Origin of the sequence: Prescottella defluvii, from assembly GCF_000738775.1 — a bacterium.
Classification (GTDB): Bacteria; Actinomycetota; Actinomycetes; order Mycobacteriales; family Mycobacteriaceae; genus Prescottella; species Prescottella defluvii.
Map to the genome: position 1 here is coordinate 46,210 of NZ_JPOC01000007.1, position 17,248 is coordinate 63,457.

A 17,248-nucleotide genomic window follows, 5' to 3' on the forward strand; every position below is an offset into this window, starting at 1 on the left:
CAGCCGTCGGAGCCGTCGTCGGAAACAGTCGTCAGTAGCGTGAGATCGCCGATGCGACACGCAGTTCGATGGAGGCCCTGGTCAGGTGCTCGTCCACCGGCCGGCGGCCGAGGTGCACGATCGAGCGCAGCTGCACGGCGGCCACGACCGCGGCGAGCACCACGAGCACCGACGCGACCGCGAGGAGGTGCTCACCGAGCGCCGGCGGCCGGTGAGGGGTGGCGGCGAGCGCGACGGCCACGGCGGCCAGCGCACCGGCCCGCAGGGCGTGGAACCACCCGATCCGCGGCGACTCGCCTTCCTGACCGAAAGCGAAACAGCCGCAGTCGAGTTCGCGTCTGCCGCGCAGCAGGTTGACGGTGAGACCGACACAGAAGCCGACGAACAGCACCGACGCGGCCGACGCGGCCACCCGCGGGGCGAACCCGGCGATCAGGGCCACGCCCAGCGCGATCTCCACCGACGGCAGCGTCGCCGCGACCAGTCGCTCGAGTGGTGCCGGGAGAATTCGGTAGCCTCGGACCACACGCAACAGCCCGTCCCGATCCCGAATCTTCGGCACACCCGCAAGCAGCAGGATGCCCCCGACTGCCGACGCGATCATCGTCCACAGCATCCGTCGATCCACCTCCTTCTCCACTGGTGGATCCATCGTGTCCGGGCGATGAGTCGCTCTCGCGACGGTGACGAAACGTTCCGTCGCACCGCGAGTGGGGGCGCCGAGGACGGATTCCCACTTGCGAATCGCGCATTGTTCGCGAAGGTAACCGTTACGAAACATGCCGGGGCTAGCTTGCGTTTCGTACCACCGGGCGTACAGACGGGACGAGACTCGTGACAGCTGCACTCCGGGCAGCGATTGCCCGCGCACAGGATGTGGAAAGTCCACTCGAGCAAGTGCATTCACCGCTACGCGCGCTCGGGCGCCGGCGGCTGTCGCTGATCGATCTGATCGGCCAGTCGCTGTCGACGATCGCACCGGCGACCGGCATGGTGTTCATCGCGTTGTGGATCACCACCCACGATCCCGGCCTCGGTGGCGTGCTCGTCATCGCGCTGACCACGGCCGCGGTCGGGTTGGTCGCGCTGTGCATCGCCCAGTTCACGCGGCGACTCGCGGCCGCCGGTTCGCTCTCCAGCTTCGTCTTCCAGGGGCTGGGCGTGCGCGCGGCGCTGGTGACCGGGACGGCGCTGATCGTCGGCTATCTCGGCATCTCGATCTCGGTGATGTCGCAGGCCGCCCGCAGCCTCCTCGACATCGGCGATCTGCTGGGTGTTCGGTTCGGCGGTCCCGGGCCGTGGGTGATCACGATCGGGCTGATCGCGGCGGCCGTCGGCGCGATCACCGTGCGGGGCGTGCGGTTCGCGACGCGCGCCATCCTGATCGTCGAGGCCGTCTCGCTCGTGCTGATCGTCGCGATCATGCTCGGCACCCCGAGGGACGCCGAGCCGACGAGCCCGCCGCCCGAGACGCCGCTCGGCCTGTTGCCGTTCCTGGCGATGCTGACGGTGTTGTCGATGGCCGGATTCGAGAGCGCCGCCTTCTTCGGCCCGGAGGCCAAGCGGCCCCTCGTCGCCGTCACCCGCACCGTGCTCGTCTCCCCCGTCGTGGTCGGTCTGCTGTTCGTCTTCGCCGCCGGCGCCTCCCTCCTCGGCCACGGGTCGGTGATCGTGGGCGCCTACTTCGACGGCACCGCGTCCGGGGCGTCCTGGGGCGTCGTCCTCGCGGTGAAGGCGGGCATGACCTGCTCGTGGCTCGCGTCCACGCTCGGCTGCGCGCAGGCCGGGTCACGGCTGCTGTACTCGATGGGAGTCGAGCGCGTCCTCCCCTCCGCGCTCTCGCGCGTGCACCTCCGGTACCGCACGCCCTACGTGGCGGTCGCGCTGTTCGCGTCGGCGAGCCTGACGGGTGCGGTGTTCTACGCACTGTCCGCGCGCGCCGACTCCGCCACCTTCGACGGCGTGGTCGAGGTGGGGCTGGTGGCCGCCTACACGCTCGTCGCGTTCGCGTCCCTCCGCTTCCTGTACCGCATCGGCGAGGACACCGGCGTGACCCGGGCCGCCGCGGTGTTCGTCACCGTGCTCGGCGCCGGACTGCTCACCTACATCGCGGTCGACGGCACCACCCACGACGTCTGGATCGTGCCCGCCGCCCTCGCCTTCGTCGGGTCGTCCGGCATCGTGTGGCACGAGGTGCTGCGCCGGGCGCGACCGGACAGCCTCGCCTCGGTCGGCGCCTTCGATTCGGTCGAGACCACCGACATCCTGCCCGGTGCAGGCGTTCTCGTGATCGACGAGGACGGTCGACGGCGCATCGTCGCGAACGGCGGCCACGACGTGCGGCAGGCGCGGAACGGTGACCGCTGATGCCGACGCGCACCTCCGTCCACGGCGACGACACCCACTTCAGCGGGCAGCAACCGCAGGCGGTCCAGAAAGCGCTCGGGATGCTCGAGGCGGTGGCGCAGCTGGGTCCGGGCACATCCGCGAAGGAGATCGCGCGGTTCGCGGGTGTCCCGGCCGCCACCGCGTACCGCATGCTCAATCTCCTCGTCGCGGAGGGCTTCCTGGTCCGCGTCCCCGACCTGTCCGGCTTCGCGCTGGGCCGGCGGACCGCGGAACTCGCGCAGGCCGCCGCGGCGACCGGCCCGTCACCGTCCCTTCACGCGTCGGTCGAGGAGCTGCGGTCCCGGACCCGATTCGCGATCCACGTCGCGTCGTTCGCGGGCGGCCGACTGCGCATCGTCGACCGCGATCCCGACCACGAGATCGCGGCGGTCGGCACGCTGTCGAAGCACCTGCACGCCAACGCGCTCGGGAAGGTGATGCTCGCGTTCCTCCCGGGTCAGGGTCATCCCGCGCCCGAGCTTCGACGACTCACCGAGCACACCGTCTGCGATCCCGACGAACTGGCAAGGCAGCTGCGGGCCGTGGTGTTCGACGGCTTCGCCCACGAATGCCAGGAGTCACGGATCGGTCGTGCCGCCCTTGCGGTTCCGCTCCGCGACGCGTCCGCACAGGTGGTCGGTGGCCTGTATCTGCAGGGCGCCGACGGCCGTGTCGGGCCGAACGACGCCCTGGTCCGGTTCCTCGTCGACGGTGCGGACCGTCTCACCGGGATGGTGTGACCTCAGTCCCCGGCGGTCACGAACCCCTGGTCCACCAGCCACTGCCGCGCCACGGCCGCCGGGTCCTTGCCGTCGACGTCCACCTGACGGTTGAGTTCGGTGATCGCCTCGTCGGTCAGTGCCGCCGAGATCGGCGCCATCACCTCCGCGACCTCCGGGTGTTCGCTCGCGAAGTCCTCCCGCATCGTCAACGCCGGGTTGTACTTCGGGAAGAACTGCCGATCGTCCTCGAGCACCACCAGATCGAGGGCAGCGATCCGGCCGTCGGTGGTGAACACCTCGCCGAACTTGCACTGGCTGCCGTCGGCCGTGGCCTGATAGATGATGCCGGTCTGCAGGATCCGCCTCTCGGCGCGGGCCGGGTCGAATCCGTACGCCGCAGCCATACCGGGGAAGCCGTCCTGCCGGACGTTGAACTCGGTCTCCACACATGTCACCGCCGCGGCCGGATCCCGTTGCACCAGAGCCGCGTAGTCCGACAGCGTGCGCACGCCAGTCCGTTCCGCGGTCTCCCGACTGGTCGCCAGCGCATACGTGTTGTTCATCGGCGCCGGGTCGGTCCACACCATGCCGTTGCGGTCGAGGTCCTCGTCCCGCACGGCCTCGAACTGGGCCCGCGAGTCCGGGATCGGCTGCTCGTGGCCGAGGTAGTTGATCCACCCGGTGCCGGTGTATTCGTAGCTCACGTCGATTTGTCCGGCCACCTGCGCGTCGCGGGTGCTGTTGGATCCCTGGATGTTCGTCAGGTCCCGGACGTCCGCGCCGGCCGCCGCGAGCGCGAACTCGATCATGTAACCGAGGATGATCTGCTCGGTGAAGTCCTTGGAGCCGACGGTGATCCGGGTGCCGTCGAGTTCGGGCACCGGTTGGATGCTCGCCGGGCCGACCTTCAACGGCAGGGCACCACCGGACTCCAGACCGCACGACGCGAGCAGGGTGGTGGCGAGCACCACCGCGGTACCGGCCAGGACACGTCGCAGCACCGTCATGTCAGCGCAGTCCCTTCGGTCCCAGGTACGTCTCGGCGAGCGCCCCCACCCAGTCGACCAGCAGCGCCAGCGCGACCGCCAGCACCGCGCCGACGACGAGGGTCACGTTGTCGCGCAGCTTGTATCCGGTGTCGATGAGGATGCCGAGACCGCCCGCGCTCACCAGGAAGCACAGTGTCGCGGTACCGACGGCGAGGACCAGCGAGGTCCGCAGGCCGGCCAGGATGTACGGCACCGCCAACGGGAACTCCACCCGCCGCAGCACCGCGAGCGCCGACATCCCCTGCCCGCGCCCGGCATCGACCAGCGCCGGATCCACCTCCTGATACCCGAGGATCGTGTTCCTCAGCACCGGCAGCAGGGAGTAGAACGCGATGGGCAGCACGCCGATCCAGAAGCCCGTCGTCCGGGTCGCCAGGTAGAACAGCACCAGCAGGCCGATCGCCGGGGCGGACGCGCCGATGTTCGCGATACCCACGAATACCGGTGCCAGCTTGGTGAATCCGGGCCGGGTGACGAGCGTGCCGAGCGGCACCGCGAGCGCCAGCACGATCACCACCACCACGACGGTGATGAGCACGTGCTGCCACGTGAGGGTCGCGATGTTGCCGATGCTGATGCTCGCCTGCTGGGTGGCGGTCAGGTCGCGGGTGAAGGCCCACCCCAGCACACCGCCGACCAGCAGGAGCACGAGCAGCGGCTGGACCAACAGCCGGGCACGCTCGGCCCGTCGTGCGGCAGCCGTTGTCTGCGTGGTCATTTCGACGGGTCCTGGGCTGCCGAATGGTCGTCGGCGTGCTCCTCGCGCATCTCCTGCAGCGCCTGCACCAGGGTGTCGATCGTGATGAGCCCGACGAACTCGCCTCGCCGCCCGGTGACCGCCGCCGACGCACTGCTCTGCACCAGCAGCGCCTCGAGCGCGTCCTGCAGCGTCGACTGCACCGAGACCAGTTCACCCACCGGTTCGCCGATGTCCTGCAACGACGCCGCCGTCGCGAGCTGCGTCGGGGACACCCACCGCAGCGGACGGTCGCGGTGATCGAGGATCAGGCCCCAGTGGGCACCCTGTTCCGCGAGCGCCCGGCGCAGGTCGGCCACGGAGCCGTCCCGGTACGCGGTGGGACAGTCCGTCAGCTCGACTTCCCGGACCCGGGTGAGCGTGAGCTGTTTGAGCGAGGCGTCCGCGCCGACGAATCCGGCAACCATGTCGTTGGCGGGATTCGCCAGGATCGCCTCCGGGGTGTCGTACTGCATGATGTGGGACTGGCTGCCCAGTACGGCGATTCGGTCACCGAGCTTGACGGCCTCGTTGAAGTCGTGGGTGACGAACACAATGGTCTTGCCGAGCTCCGACTGCAGGCGCATCAGCTCGTCCTGCAACAGTCCGCGCGTGATCGGGTCCACGGCACCGAACGGCTCGTCCATCAGCAGCACCGGTGGATCCGCCGCCAGCGCTCGCGCCACCCCGACGCGCTGTTGCTGACCGCCGGACAACTGACGCGGGAACCGGTCCCGGTAGGTGTCGGGATCGAGGCCCACCAGGTCGAGCATCTCGTCGGTGCGCTCGGCGATGCGTTTCTTGTCCCACCCGACCAGACCCGGAACGGTCGCCACATTCTTGGCGACCGTGAGGTGCGGGAACAGCCCGGCCTGCTGGATCGAGTAGCCGATGCCGCGCCGCAGCCGGTCCGGGTCGATCGACAGGGTGTCGCGGCCGGCGATCGTGATCTTCCCCGAGGTCGGCTCGATCAGCCGATTGATCATCCGCATCGTGGTGGTCTTCCCGCAGCCCGACGGCCCCACGAACACCACGATCTCGCCGGCCGGAATCGTCATCGACACTCCGTCGACGGCGGCATCGCCCTGCCCGGGGTACTGCTTGACGACGTCGTCGAGCACGATCTCGACGCCCTTGCCGGTCTGTTCTTCGGCGGGTAGCAGGTCAGTCACGGATCCCCCTCGAGGTAGTGAGGCGCCCGACGAGGACCAGCAGTCCGTCGAGGACGAGCGCGAGAATGACGATGAGCACGGTTCCCGTCAGCGCCTGCGGCACCGCGTTGGGGCTGCCGACCCGGGACAGCCCGGAGAAGATCAGGTTTCCCAGGCCCGGGCCCTTGGCGTAGGCCGCGATCGCGAGGATGCCCATCAGCATCTGGGTGCTGACCCGGATCCCGGCGAGGATCGACGGCCAGGCCAGCGGCAGTTCGATGCGGCCCAGGACGCGGACCCGGTTCATCCCGACCCCGCGGGCGGCATCGGTGATCGCGGGATCGACCGAGGCCAGGCCGATGATCGTGTTGCGGATGATGGGCAGCAGCGCGTACAGCACCAGCGCCGTCACCGTGGGCGCGACGCCGAGCCCGAGAATCGGAATGAGCAGGCCCAACAGGGCGAAGGACGGCAGTGTCAGGATCGTGCTCGCCAGCCCGGTCGCGACCGCCGAGCCGATGGGACTGCGATAGACCGCGATGCCGATCAGCACCGCGATGACACCGGCGATGACCACCGACTGGACGACGGCGCTGACATGCAGGTACGAGTCCGTCAGCAGCTGCTGTCGCCGCTCGAACACGAAATTCCACAAGGTCTGGAAATCCAACCCCAGGCCCTCCCTTCTGCCGTACGGAAGGGCGGAAACGCCCACCCGGACAGTCCGAGCAGGCGTTTTCCGTTTAGATACCGCACTGCGCTTGCCGTCCACATTGCCCCTATCGGGCGGGTTCTGCACGGCAATCGGGTCAGAGCGTCGGCTTTCGTGTCCGGCGATCAGCGCCCCGGCCCCCGATGTCAGGCCGTCGGCACCTTGTCCAGGAAGCCGAGTACCTGACTCAGCACCCGCAGCGGGCGGCCACGCGCTGGTGGTCCCGCTGCGGGTGCGGACGCCCGACGGCGAGTTGTCGTTCTTCAGCACGAAAACGGTGTTCGGCACCCCACTGGACGTGACGGTGGCCGAACTCGCGATCGAGGCCTTCTGCCCCGCCGACGACGCGACGACGGCACACCTGACCGCGAGCCGAAACCCGCGCTAGCCGAACAGGACCCCGGTACGCGCGATCGGGCGCACCGCGATCCGGACCAGCGCCAGCGAATTGTCGTCGCCGGCAGTCCGGTTCGAGCCGATCCAGCCGCATCCGGCGCAACGATGGATGACCACCCATTCGCCGCCGTCACGCACGCTGATCGAGATCGGGTCCATCCGTCCCCGACACGACGACGCCCGGTCACCGGGCACGTCCCGGTCCACGTGCCGACTGCACAGACAGTGCGGACAGTGGTTGCGATGGGCGGTACCGGGAGCGTGCATCGGCACGTCCAGCCCGCACCCGACGCACCGGAACGACGAACCCCGCCGCGCCGGACCGTCCCGGTGCACCGGCTTGCCGCGCTGCGGTCGTCCGGTTCCGATGTTCCTGCGTGCCATCTCGATCACCCCGCGCTACAACTGTGCGAGGTGCTCGAGCGGGAACGGCGGCTGCGCCAACGGTTTCACCGCGATCCGCACCAGCAACAGCTGGTTGTCGTCGCCGACAACAGGATTGGCCGACAGCGTCTCGCAACCGGTGCACCGGTGGATCAGCATCCAGTCGCCGTCGCGAAGCACGGCGATCGCGATCGGATGGGTACGCGCGCCGCACCGCCGCTCAGCGGTCGAGCCGTGCCTGCCCGCCAGACAGTTGGGGCAGTGCGTGCGCGGGTCGGCGTCCGGCGTCGCCGAGGACACGTCGAGTCCGCAGCGTATGCAGGTGAAGGTCGAGAGATGGGAAATTGGTGTGCCTCGATGGGACACGCGGATTCTCCTCCGTGAGATCGATTGAACGGCAGCGATTGCCGAGCATGTCGATCCCGCGAGAAGCTCACACCGGACTACAGACCCGATGTCGTCTTCGGATCACCGGCCTGAGCGGTTCACGGGAACGTGAAGGTACTCGGCGGTTGTCCGGGGCATAATTCACCACTTCCACCTGTGCAGAGACCGGCCCTGTGCCGGATGCCGTGAACCCTAGGATCCCGTCGACGGCCGCGCAACCGGATTATCGGAAGACGCGTTCGGTGACGCCGAACTGCAAGTGCGCCATCGCCACCCGCGCATCCTCGAGCTGCGCACGATCGTGCAGCCATGTGGGTCGTCCGATCGGCTCGTCCGCCAGTCCCCGCACCGCCCACGCCGCCACGGCCGCCGTCGCGTCCGACTGCCCGCTGCCGCTCGCCCACAGCGTCGGCCCGTCGGCCGCCCGTGCCTGCACGATCCACCGATCGCTCCCCCACATCCGCGCGGGCGCCAGGCCCCGCAACACCGGGGTCCACGTCAGCGCCGCCAACCCCAGCGTCGCGACGCGCGAATCCAACCGGAGATAGGTCCGGACCGGCGCACCCAGGGATTCGGTGAGGACGTGCTGATCGGCGAAATCCGTTCGGAACGAGGGAAACGCGCGATACTCCGCGGACACCTCCGGCGGCACCGGTATCGCGCGCGCCCGGGTGTAGTTGCGGACCCGGCCACCGTCCGGATCGTCGAAGTGGGTGCCGAGCAGGCTGTAGGTCCAGGCCGCCGCGGCGGGGCCGTGATGCTCGCCCGCTCCGAGCCCGACGAGGATCTCGACGGCACCGCTGCTCGATCCGGCCGCAGCGACGGCCAGCATTCCGGTGAGCCCGGGCGCCAGACCCACCCCGAGCAACACCGGACCCTCCACGGCCTCGAGGTCCCGCGCGTACGGCGTGGTGGCCGTGATGTCGACGAACGTCGCCCCACCGCACACAGCGGCCCGCGCCACCCGCACGTCCTCGGCGCCCGACGCGTTCACCACGACGTCGACACCGCCGGCGGCGTCCTCGACCGCGGCGAGGTCGGCGAGGTCGAGCACCCGGTCGGCGCGCGCCGGATCCCTGCCGGCCGCGACCGTGTCCACGCCGGAGTCGCGCAGATACCGCACCAGCGGCGTGCCGACCGCGCCGTAGCCACCCAGAACCAGTGCCTTCATCCCTGCCACCTCTCGCCGGTCCACTCAACTAGAGTTGGACTCTAGAGCGAAACTCTAGAGTTAGAGTTCGGGGGTGGCAACCAGTAGTCAGCAGCGTCCGGCGCGGGCGAAGATCCTCGACGCAGCGAGCGCCCTGTTCACCACCACCGGGTACGCGGCGACGACGATCAAGCAGATCGCGGCCCGCGCCTGCGTCTCCTCGCAGAGCGTGTACTTCGTCTTCGGGAACAAGCGCAGCGTCCTGTCCTCACTGCTGGACGCCTCGGTCGCCGGCGACGACGAGCCGGTGGCGACGCTCCAACGCGAATGGGTGGCCGATGCCATCGCCGCCCCCGATCCGTCCGAACAGCTGCGGATCCAGATCCACCACGCCCGGCTGATCCTCGACCGTGTCGCCGACACCCTGCTCGCGGTCCGCGCGGCCGCCGCGGCCGACGCCGAGGTCGCCGAACTGTGGCGTACCAATCTCGACCAGCGGCGCACCGTCCAGCAACATCTCATGGAGGCGCTCGCCGGCAAGGCCGACGGCGTCGACACCGCGGCGGCCGTCGACGTGGCGCTGGCCCTGCTCAGCCCGGAGACCTACACCCAACTGGTCCGCGACGGCGACTGGTCGCCGGAACGGTACGAACAGTGGGTGCACGACACCGTCGCGGCGGCCGCGGGGATCTGATCGAAATCGCACCGGGCGAGCTAGTCTCGGGCGATGACCACCCAGAAGTCCGATTCGATCCTGAACCGCGTGTCGCCGACCCAGTGGGGCGCGCTCGCGCTCGCGGTGCTCGCGATCATCTTCGTGGCCCAGAACCGGCAGAGCGTGTCGATCTCGCTGTTCTTCGTCTCGGTGACGTCGCCGCTGTGGTTGACGCTCCTCGTGATCTTCGCGGTCGGGTGGCTCGTGGGGATGCTGACCACGCGGCGTCGCAAGCAGGCCAAGTAGACCCGTTCTCTAGCGGGTGACGCGGACGCCGTCCAGCACCAGCCCGACCAGGTACTCGACGAGATCGTCCTCGCTCCACGACGGCCGCGCGAGGATCAGCATCGTCACCGCCCCGCGCAGCGTGTCGAGCACCGCACCGCCGTCCGCATCGGCCCGTATCTCACCGGAATCGATTGCGCGACGGAACACCTCGACATACCGGGCGCGTACCGGCTCGATGAACCGGCGTTCGGCGGCCTCCTGCAGCGCCGGGTCGGCCACCATGTCCCCGACGAGTCCGGGCAGCCCGCGCCGGTACACGGGTAGAGCGTGCAACGCCACCATGTCCCGCACCATCGCGGTGAACGTCTCCGCGAACGTCGCGTCGTCGGGAACCGCCTGCGCCGAAACGGGTTCGGCGCGGAACAGCACCTCCTGCACCAGTGCGGCCTTGGAGCCCCACCACTGGTAGAGCAGGGGACGTCCGACACCGGCCCGTCGGGCCACCGCCGCGAGGGTGAGCGGCTCGTAGCCGTCCTCGATCAGCAACTCGGTGGCGGCCGCGAGCACCGCGCGATGCCGCTCGCGGTCGCGGGGACGCCCCCGCCCCACGCCTGTCTCGCCCACTCGACACTCCTCCGTCGGATCCACTGACAAATTATCTTACGTCGTGTAATGGTAATGGTCGGACATTTCGCATCCGGTCCGAACGAAGCGGAGCCCGAATGACTTTGATCGCTGTTTCCCGGCCCAGCCCTGCCGTCACCGTCCTCACCCTCAACCGCCCCGACCGTCTCAACGCGCTCAGCTACGCCCTCGTCGAGGAACTGCACGGCGCGCTGGGCGCGCTCGAGTACGACAACATGTGCCGCGTCGTGGTCCTCACCGGGGCGGGACGCGGATTCAGCGCCGGCCTGGACCTCAAGGACACGGCCCACGTGGCACCCACCGCCGCCGGCCTCACCGGACCAGCGGCCGGGATGCGGACCCAGGAGTACATCGCCTCGCTGGTCCCCCGTCTGCAACGGCTCCCCCAGACGGTGATCGCGGCGATCAACGGGCCGGCGTTCGGTGGCGGCCTGGCGCTCGCCGCGGCATGCGACCTGCGGATCGCAGGAACGTCGGCGCGCTTCGGGGTGCAGTTCGTCAAGGTCGGCGTCTCGGGCTGCGACATCGGCATCAGCTACACGCTGCCGCAACTGATCGGCGCGGGCCGCGCCACCGAACTGATCACCACTGCAAGAGAGTTCGACGCCACCGAGGCCGAGCGCATCGGGTTCGTCACCCACATCGCCCCCGACGACGAACTACTCGACGCGGCCCTCGAGCTCGCGCGGACGCTGTGCAACCACAGTCCGTTCGCCCTGTCCATGACCAAGCAGGTCCTCACCGCGAACGCCTCGGCGGGCAGCGTCGACGCCGCGATCGCCCTCGAGAACCGAACCCAGATCCTGGCCGGCACCGGCGGCGAGTTCGCCGAGGCCGCAGCCGCATTCATCGAACGCCGACAGCCCGCCTGGGTGGACACAGGAGACCGACCGTGAATCGCGACAAGCTCGACCGACTCTTCGACCTCACCGGCCGCACCGCCGTCGTCACCGGCGGCACCCGCGGTATCGGGCTCGCCCTCGCCGAGGCCTACGTGGCCGCGGGCGCGAACGTCGTGGTGGCCAGCCGCAAGGCGGAGGCATGCACGAGGACCGAGCAGCACCTGAAGAACATGGGCGGCAACGCACTCGGGGTACCCACCCATCTCGGCGAACTCGACGACCTCACCACGCTGGTCGACCGTTCGGTGGACACCTTCGGGGGCATCGACATCCTCGTCAACGCGGCCGCGAACCCGCTCACGCAGCCGCTGGGCGCGTTCACGCCCGACGCGTGGAGCAAGTCCTACGACGTCAACCTGCGCGGCCCGGTGTTCCTCACCCAGGCCGCGCTGCCGCACCTCGAGGCCAGCCCGCACGCGGCGGTCCTCAACATGATCTCGGTGGGCGCGTTCATGTTCTCGCCGGGGGTCGCGATGTATGCGGGCGCCAAGAGCGCCCTGCTGTCGTTCACCCGGTCCATGGCGGCGGACTTCGCACCCCGCGGCATCCGGGTCAACGCACTCGCCCCCGGATCCGTCGACACCGACATGGTCCGCAACAATTCGCCCGAGGCCATCGAGGCGATGCGCACCGTATCGCTGCAGAAGCGGATCGCCGATCCCGACGAGATGGTCGGCCCCGCACTGCTCCTCACGTCCGACGCGGGCAGCTACATCACCGGTCAGGTCCTCATCGCGGACGGCGGAACCGTCGCGCACTGACCCCGAGTGTGACCCGGCCCACTGAGCGAGAGACGCACTTCCCATCGCCGTCCGGACGCGGGATGGTCTGCCCCGAGCCGGACAGTCCGGTTCGAGGTAGTTCTCGGAGGACGCATGGCACGACTCGACGGCAAGATCGCGATCATCACCGGCGCGGCGCAGGGCATGGGCGCCGCGACGGCCCGCCTCTTCGTCGCGGAGGGCGCCCGCGTCGCGCTCGGCGACGTGCTCGAGGACAAGGGCCGCGCGCTGGCCGAGGAACTGGGCGACGCCGCCTTCTTCGCGCCCCTCGACGTGAGCAGCGAGGCATCGTGGACCGCGTTCGCCGACCGGACGGTCGAGCGGTTCGGCGGGCTGGACATTCTGGTCAACAACGCCGGCGTCATGCACTGGTCACCGATCGAGGATCTCGACGTCGCGCGGACCGAACGCCTGCTCGACATCAACGTGCTCGGAAACCTGCTGGGCGCCAAGACCGTCGTGCCGACGATGAAGCGAGCCGGTCGCGGCGTCATCGTCAACATCTCGTCGGTGGACGGGCTACGCGGGGTCAACGGCCTCGCCGCCTACACCGCCAGCAAGTGGGCGGTCCGCGGCCTGACCAAGGCACTCGCGTACGAACTCGGCCCGGCCGGCATCCGGGTGTGCTCGGTGCACCCGGGCGGGGTGGACACCACGCTCGGCAACCCCGGCGGCCTCAGCGGCGACGACCTGCAGAGCAAGTACACCGGCGTGCCGCTGCAGCGCATCGGCGAGTCCGAGGACATCGCGCGGGCCACACTGTTCGTCGCGAGCGACGAGGCGTCGTACATCTCGGGCGCCGAACTGGCCGTCGACGGCGGTTGGTCGGCCGGCACCTACTACCCGGGCCTTCCGGGCACCCCGGCGGCACTGCTCTCCTGACCCATCGGGCATCTCGGACCGATCGGGCCGTGCGCTGGTGGTCGTCACCGAGGACTCGTAGCGTGGGACCGGAGACGACCACCGCAGGACCGACGGAGGAGTTCATCGTGGCCGACAAGAGGATCCTGATCATCGTCACCAGCGTCGGAGAGTACGAGAAGGTCGGGTACCGCACCGGCCTGTGGCTCGGTGAACTGACACATTTCTGGGACTACGCGCAACGCGCCGGCGCAACGCTGACGATCGCGAGCATCGCCGGTGGTGCGGTCCCTCTCGACCCGGAGAGCCTGTCCCACGACGTGCTGGCCGACGGTGGTACCGGAAGTCGTTACGCCGACCGAAAGTTCATGGATCTGCTGGACGACACGGTCTCGGTCGCCGACGTCTCGGCCGCCGACTTCGACGCCATCTACCTCACCGGCGGCCACGGCGTCATGTTCGACTTCCCGGACAGCCCCGACCTCGGACGGCTGCTGCGCGAGTTCCACGAGGGCGGCAAGATCGTCTCGGCAGTCTGCCACGGTCCCGCGGGGCTGCTCGGCGCGAAGCTGAGCAGCGGCGAATACCTCATCGCCGGACGGAATGTCACCGGATTCTCCTGGCCGGAGGAGGAGCTCGCCCAGCGCGCCGACGCCGTCCCGTTCAGCCTGCAGGAGAAGCTCGAGGACCGCGGGGCGGTCTACTCGTTCACCGCCCAACCGTTCGCACCGCATGTGGTCGAGGACGGCCTGCTGGTGACCGGCCAGAATCCGGGGAGCGCCCGGCCCGTGGCCGAGGCGGTGCTCCGACTGCTCGGCTGAGGTCAGCCGGTCCGGCGGCATCGCGAGCCGCCGCCGGTGGTGCGGGGTCGTCGCCGAACCGCCCCCTGTAGCACTTGTGGCCGATCGGTCCATCCCGATCGCCTTCATCCGGACCACCACGTCCCCGGCACAAGTTGCCGGGATGTCCCGATCGACCACCTCGAGGACCTCAGGTCCTCCGTTGCGTTCGCCACCACGGTCTTCGCACCACCGAAGACCGTGGCCGGGCGACGCGCTATTCCCCTCGCCGCGTAGCTGTTACGCGTTTCAAACTGCGGAAACTAGTTCGATGCGGCGGCCGCGGCGGTGCGCCGCTCGATGTTCTCGGCCACCTCGCGACGCCACGCGGCGACGGGCTTGGTGGTGTCCATCTCGAACTCGAACCGGCTGGTCATGTCCGGGGTGACGTCGGCGACGTCCACGTAGAACTGCTCGTACCAGCGGCGCAGCTGGTAGACCGGGCCGTCCTCCTCGCACAGCAACGGGTTCTCGATGCGGGTCTTGTTCTTCCAGATCGCGACGTCCTGCTCGAATCCGAGCGTGATGTACGACGCCATCGTGGTCGCCAAGGCCTGCGCCTCCTCACCGCGGATCGAGCCGGTCTGCTTGACCTTGATCCCGTACATGAGGACGAACTTGTCCGGCGCGATCGGATAGTGGCAATTGATCAGGATCGAATCGATGTCGAAATCCGGGTAGTGATAGGTCAACTCGTCGATCATGAAGGAAGGCCCGTAGTACGCCGCGACGGAACTGTTGCCCGTCGACGACGGCTCGCCGTTCGCGCGCGGTCGCGCCATGTCCTCGCGGCCGACGCCCTCGTAGTACTGGGTCGCGACGTGGCCCTCGAAGATGTTCTTGAACTTGATGGGGAAACCGAAGTGCACGTAGAAGAAGTGCGCCATGTCGACCACGTTGTCGATGATCTCTCGACAGTTGGTGTCGATGGTGATCTCCTTCCACACCCAGTCGGTCCACTCCTCGCCGGGTGCGGTCATCTCGGGGATCGTCACCCCGGCCGGCGGCGGATTGCCCTCGGGGTCGTGCCAGACGAACACCAACCCGTCCTTGACCATCGTGGTCCACGCCCGGGTCCTCGCGAGCGGCGGCACCCGGCGGGCATACGGGATGTCGGTGCACTTGCCCTTGCCGTTCCACCGCCAGTCGTGGAACGGGCACGCCACCGAGTCGCCCTTGACCTCGCCCTGGCTCAGGTCGCCACCCATGTGGCGGCAATACGCGTCGAGTACCTGCAGTTCGCCCTGGCTGTCGGCGAAGACCACCAACTTGGTGCCGAACGCGTGCACCGGGTGCGGCTTGCCGTCGCTCAGATCCCGTGCAAGTCCGACGCAATGCCAGCCCCGCGCGAACCTCGTCGGCGACTCGCCGGCATCGATCATCCGTACTTCTTCGCTATCCGTCTCCATCGCCGTCATGTCTGCTCCCCGAATCCCTTTCAGTGAAATTGTTCGATCGTTCGACCAAACAGCTGGGCAATCGTGTGTTCTCGTTCACAATCCGACACCTGTCCGGTGACAGTGACACGGATCTCACTCAACGGGACCGAATCGGACCGTTTGTCCCCAATCGGTGACCAAAGTCCATACGAATCCGGCGATTGAACGCCCGCCCCGACCAGCATCGGGGCATCGTGGAGGAAGCACTGGGTACGCGATCCACGACCCGGAAGGATCCGACGATGACCGATACCCCCTCGGCACACTCACCCGATCCGACAGCCCCCCACGATGTACCACCGGTCATGTTCGTCCACGGCCTGTGGCTGGCCGCATCGTCCTGGGATCCGTGGCGAGACAGGTTCGCCGCGGCCGGATTCCCGACCCTCGCCCCCACCTGGCCCGGCGAGGCGCCGACGGTCCCCGACACCCGCGCGCACGCCGAGGACCAGGCCGGCATCGGGATCGACGAGGTCACTGCCCATTTCGCCGAGGCCATCGCCCCACTCGGACGCAAACCGATCATCGTCGGACACTCGTTCGGCGGCCTGATTGCCCAGAAACTCCTCGCCGCGGACGTCGCCGCGGCCGCCGTCGCCATCGATCCCGCGCAGATCCAGGGCGTGAAAACGATTCCGCTCGCACAGCTTCGCTCCTCCTTCCCCGTCCTCGGCAACCCCGCCAACGCGAAACGCAGCGTCACGCTCACCCCCGACGCCTTCGCCCACGGCTTCGGCAACGCGCTCGACCGGAGCGAGTCGGACTCGCTGTACGACCACTGGTCCATCCCGTCGCCGGGACGGCCCCTGTTCCAGGCGGCGTTCGCCAACTTGCTGCCCGGATCGCCCGCCCATGTCGACACCCACGTCGAGCGAGGACCCCTGCTGATCCTCGGCGGCGGCCGGGACCGCACGGTGCCCGAGTCGGTGAGCCGCTCCGCATTCCACCGCTACCACCGGGCACGCACCGACAACGACTACGTCGTCTTCCCGGACCGCGGCCACTCGCTCACCGTCGACCACGGCTGGCCCGAGGTGGCCGACACCGTGATCGAGTGGTTGGCGTCGAAGGGATTCGGCGCACCGATCAGTCACTGATCGCCGCGAGGCCCGGCCGGTGGGCCGCGCGGCGACCACTACCGTGGGCGCATGACAGATCTCGGCCTGCGCAGCCACCGCACCTCGATCGACGTGACCGCCCGCGTGCTGACCGAGGTCGGCGCGCCGTGGGTCGTCAACATCGCCGCGTCGGTGGGCATGGGAGTCGCTGTGGGCGCACCCGGTTGGGGAGTGTTCGTCGCGATCTGTGCCGGCGTCGTGCCGATGGCCGTCATCCTCGCCGGGATGCGGCGGGCGAAGATCGGCGATCACCACGTCACGCGGATCGACGAGCGGCACCTGCTGATGGTCGTGTTGCTGGGTGTCGTACTGGGCGGACTACTCGTCCTGATCGTCGCGCACGCACCGATCGAGATGATCGCGTTCATGTCGGCGGGCCTGGTGGCACTGCTGGCCGCGACCGCGATCACCAGCATCTTCCACTGGAAGGTCAGCATTCACACCGGTGTCTCTGCCGGTGTCACAGTCGTTCTGGCCCTCGCGCTCTCACCGTGGTGGCTGCTGACCCTGGCCGCCACACCGCTGATCGGCTGGTCCCGGGTGCACCTCGGACACCACACGCGGGGGCAGGTCGTCGTCGGCGCGCTCGCCGGGGCCGTCGCCGCCGGTCTCACGTACGCGTCCATCGCCTAGGACGACGCCCC

20 protein-coding genes and 1 pseudogene are annotated in these 17,248 nt (G+C 69.0%); 11 read left to right on the top strand and 10 right to left on the bottom strand.

The window, feature by feature from the left end:
* Positions 1-31 precede the first annotated feature (31 nt).
* Positions 32-652 (bottom strand): MauE/DoxX family redox-associated membrane protein, encoded by a 621-nt coding sequence (locus IJ15_RS0102340; protein ID WP_407983973.1) that lies wholly within the window; start codon positions 650-652, stop codon positions 32-34.
* 245 nt (positions 653-897) lie between these two features.
* On the opposite strand from IJ15_RS0102340, the gene IJ15_RS0102345 reads away from it, so the two are divergent.
* The gene (locus IJ15_RS0102345) at positions 898-2,367 is read left to right on the top strand and encodes an APC family permease (protein ID WP_231569391.1); all 1,470 of its coding nucleotides are present in this window, start codon (positions 898-900) and stop codon (positions 2,365-2,367) included.
* Positions 2,367-3,128, top strand: coding sequence for an IclR family transcriptional regulator (locus IJ15_RS0102350; protein WP_031936737.1), 762 nt, complete (start codon positions 2,367-2,369; stop codon positions 3,126-3,128). Before IJ15_RS0102345 ends, IJ15_RS0102350 begins: the two co-directional genes overlap by 1 nt.
* A 2-nt stretch (positions 3,129-3,130) precedes the next feature.
* Here the strand turns inward: IJ15_RS0102350 and IJ15_RS0102355 are convergent, their stop codons facing one another.
* Genes IJ15_RS0102355 through IJ15_RS0102370 form a run of 4 tightly spaced genes read right to left on the bottom strand, consistent with a single transcriptional unit; the run spans position 3,131 to position 6,716 of the window.
* Positions 3,131-4,117 carry a glycine betaine ABC transporter substrate-binding protein gene (locus tag IJ15_RS0102355; protein ID WP_031936738.1) on the bottom strand — a complete coding sequence of 329 codons (987 nt, stop codon included), beginning with the start codon at positions 4,115-4,117 and terminating at the stop codon, positions 3,131-3,133.
* Between the two features lies 1 nt (position 4,118).
* Entirely contained in the window at positions 4,119-4,877 is a 759-nt protein-coding gene (locus IJ15_RS0102360) for an ABC transporter permease (protein ID WP_031936739.1), read from the bottom strand.
* On the bottom strand, positions 4,874-6,067 hold the full coding sequence (locus IJ15_RS0102365; RefSeq protein ID WP_031936740.1) for an ABC transporter ATP-binding protein: 1,194 nt from the start codon (positions 6,065-6,067) through the stop codon (positions 4,874-4,876). Before IJ15_RS0102365 ends, IJ15_RS0102360 begins: the two co-directional genes overlap by 4 nt.
* The gene (locus IJ15_RS0102370; protein ID WP_031936741.1) at positions 6,060-6,716 is read right to left on the bottom strand and encodes an ABC transporter permease; all 657 of its coding nucleotides are present in this window, start codon (positions 6,714-6,716) and stop codon (positions 6,060-6,062) included. Before IJ15_RS0102370 ends, IJ15_RS0102365 begins: the two co-directional genes overlap by 8 nt.
* A 241-nt stretch (positions 6,717-6,957) precedes the next feature.
* Here IJ15_RS0102370 and IJ15_RS25440 point away from each other — a divergent pair.
* A pseudogene (locus IJ15_RS25440) lies at positions 6,958-7,146 on the top strand (transcriptional regulator); the annotation flags it as partial.
* Here IJ15_RS25440 and IJ15_RS0102380 read toward each other — a convergent pair.
* The 3 genes from IJ15_RS0102380 to IJ15_RS0102390 all read right to left on the bottom strand — a co-directional run bounded on the left by IJ15_RS0102380 (position 7,143) and on the right by IJ15_RS0102390 (position 9,096).
* Positions 7,143-7,538 (bottom strand): RNHCP domain-containing protein, encoded by a 396-nt coding sequence (locus tag IJ15_RS0102380; protein ID WP_156111992.1) that lies wholly within the window; start codon positions 7,536-7,538, stop codon positions 7,143-7,145. The pseudogene IJ15_RS25440 and the gene IJ15_RS0102380 overlap by 4 nt on opposite strands.
* 15 nt (positions 7,539-7,553) lie before the next feature.
* Positions 7,554-7,904, bottom strand: coding sequence for an RNHCP domain-containing protein (locus IJ15_RS0102385; RefSeq protein WP_031936743.1), 351 nt, complete (start codon positions 7,902-7,904; stop codon positions 7,554-7,556).
* Between the two features lie 244 nt (positions 7,905-8,148).
* Entirely contained in the window at positions 8,149-9,096 is a 948-nt protein-coding gene (locus tag IJ15_RS0102390) for an NAD-dependent epimerase/dehydratase family protein (protein WP_031936744.1), read from the bottom strand.
* Positions 9,097-9,169: 73 nt separating this feature from the next.
* Between IJ15_RS0102390 and IJ15_RS0102395 the strand changes: the two genes are divergently transcribed.
* Both IJ15_RS0102395 and IJ15_RS0102400 read left to right on the top strand, forming a co-directional pair.
* Positions 9,170-9,769 (top strand): TetR/AcrR family transcriptional regulator, encoded by a 600-nt coding sequence (locus tag IJ15_RS0102395; RefSeq protein ID WP_031936745.1) that lies wholly within the window; start codon positions 9,170-9,172, stop codon positions 9,767-9,769.
* 33 nt (positions 9,770-9,802) lie between these two features.
* Positions 9,803-10,036 (top strand): lipopolysaccharide assembly protein LapA domain-containing protein, encoded by a 234-nt coding sequence (locus tag IJ15_RS0102400; protein WP_081880540.1) that lies wholly within the window; start codon positions 9,803-9,805, stop codon positions 10,034-10,036.
* A gap of 9 nt (positions 10,037-10,045) precedes the next feature.
* Here the strand turns inward: IJ15_RS0102400 and IJ15_RS0102405 are convergent, their stop codons facing one another.
* Positions 10,046-10,642 carry a TetR/AcrR family transcriptional regulator gene (locus tag IJ15_RS0102405; protein ID WP_031936747.1) on the bottom strand — a complete coding sequence of 199 codons (597 nt, stop codon included), beginning with the start codon at positions 10,640-10,642 and terminating at the stop codon, positions 10,046-10,048.
* A 98-nt stretch (positions 10,643-10,740) separates the two neighbouring features.
* On the opposite strand from IJ15_RS0102405, the gene IJ15_RS0102410 reads away from it, so the two are divergent.
* The 4 genes from IJ15_RS0102410 to IJ15_RS0102425 all read left to right on the top strand — a co-directional run bounded on the left by IJ15_RS0102410 (position 10,741) and on the right by IJ15_RS0102425 (position 14,029).
* Entirely contained in the window at positions 10,741-11,559 is an 819-nt protein-coding gene (locus tag IJ15_RS0102410) for an enoyl-CoA hydratase/isomerase family protein (protein ID WP_031936748.1), read from the top strand.
* Positions 11,556-12,326 (top strand): SDR family NAD(P)-dependent oxidoreductase, encoded by a 771-nt coding sequence (locus IJ15_RS0102415; RefSeq protein WP_031936749.1) that lies wholly within the window; start codon positions 11,556-11,558, stop codon positions 12,324-12,326. The genes IJ15_RS0102410 and IJ15_RS0102415 overlap by 4 nt, the downstream gene beginning before the upstream one ends.
* Before the next feature lie 114 nt (positions 12,327-12,440).
* The gene (locus IJ15_RS0102420; protein ID WP_031936750.1) at positions 12,441-13,229 is read left to right on the top strand and encodes an SDR family NAD(P)-dependent oxidoreductase; all 789 of its coding nucleotides are present in this window, start codon (positions 12,441-12,443) and stop codon (positions 13,227-13,229) included.
* 107 nt (positions 13,230-13,336) lie between these two features.
* Entirely contained in the window at positions 13,337-14,029 is a 693-nt protein-coding gene (locus IJ15_RS0102425; protein WP_031936751.1) for a type 1 glutamine amidotransferase domain-containing protein, read from the top strand.
* A 281-nt stretch (positions 14,030-14,310) separates the two neighbouring features.
* Here the strand turns inward: IJ15_RS0102425 and IJ15_RS0102430 are convergent, their stop codons facing one another.
* Positions 14,311-15,465: a Rieske 2Fe-2S domain-containing protein gene (locus tag IJ15_RS0102430; protein ID WP_031936752.1), complete on the bottom strand. Its 1,155-nt coding sequence runs from the start codon at positions 15,463-15,465 to the stop codon at positions 14,311-14,313.
* 263 nt (positions 15,466-15,728) lie between these two features.
* Between IJ15_RS0102430 and IJ15_RS0102435 the strand changes: the two genes are divergently transcribed.
* A complete protein-coding gene (locus IJ15_RS0102435; RefSeq protein ID WP_051918462.1) occupies positions 15,729-16,583 on the top strand; it encodes an alpha/beta hydrolase in 855 nt (284 codons plus the stop codon).
* Positions 16,584-16,634: 51 nt separating this feature from the next.
* The gene (locus tag IJ15_RS0102440) at positions 16,635-17,237 is read left to right on the top strand and encodes a phosphatase PAP2 family protein (RefSeq protein WP_031936754.1); all 603 of its coding nucleotides are present in this window, start codon (positions 16,635-16,637) and stop codon (positions 17,235-17,237) included.
* Positions 17,238-17,248 lie beyond the last annotated feature (11 nt).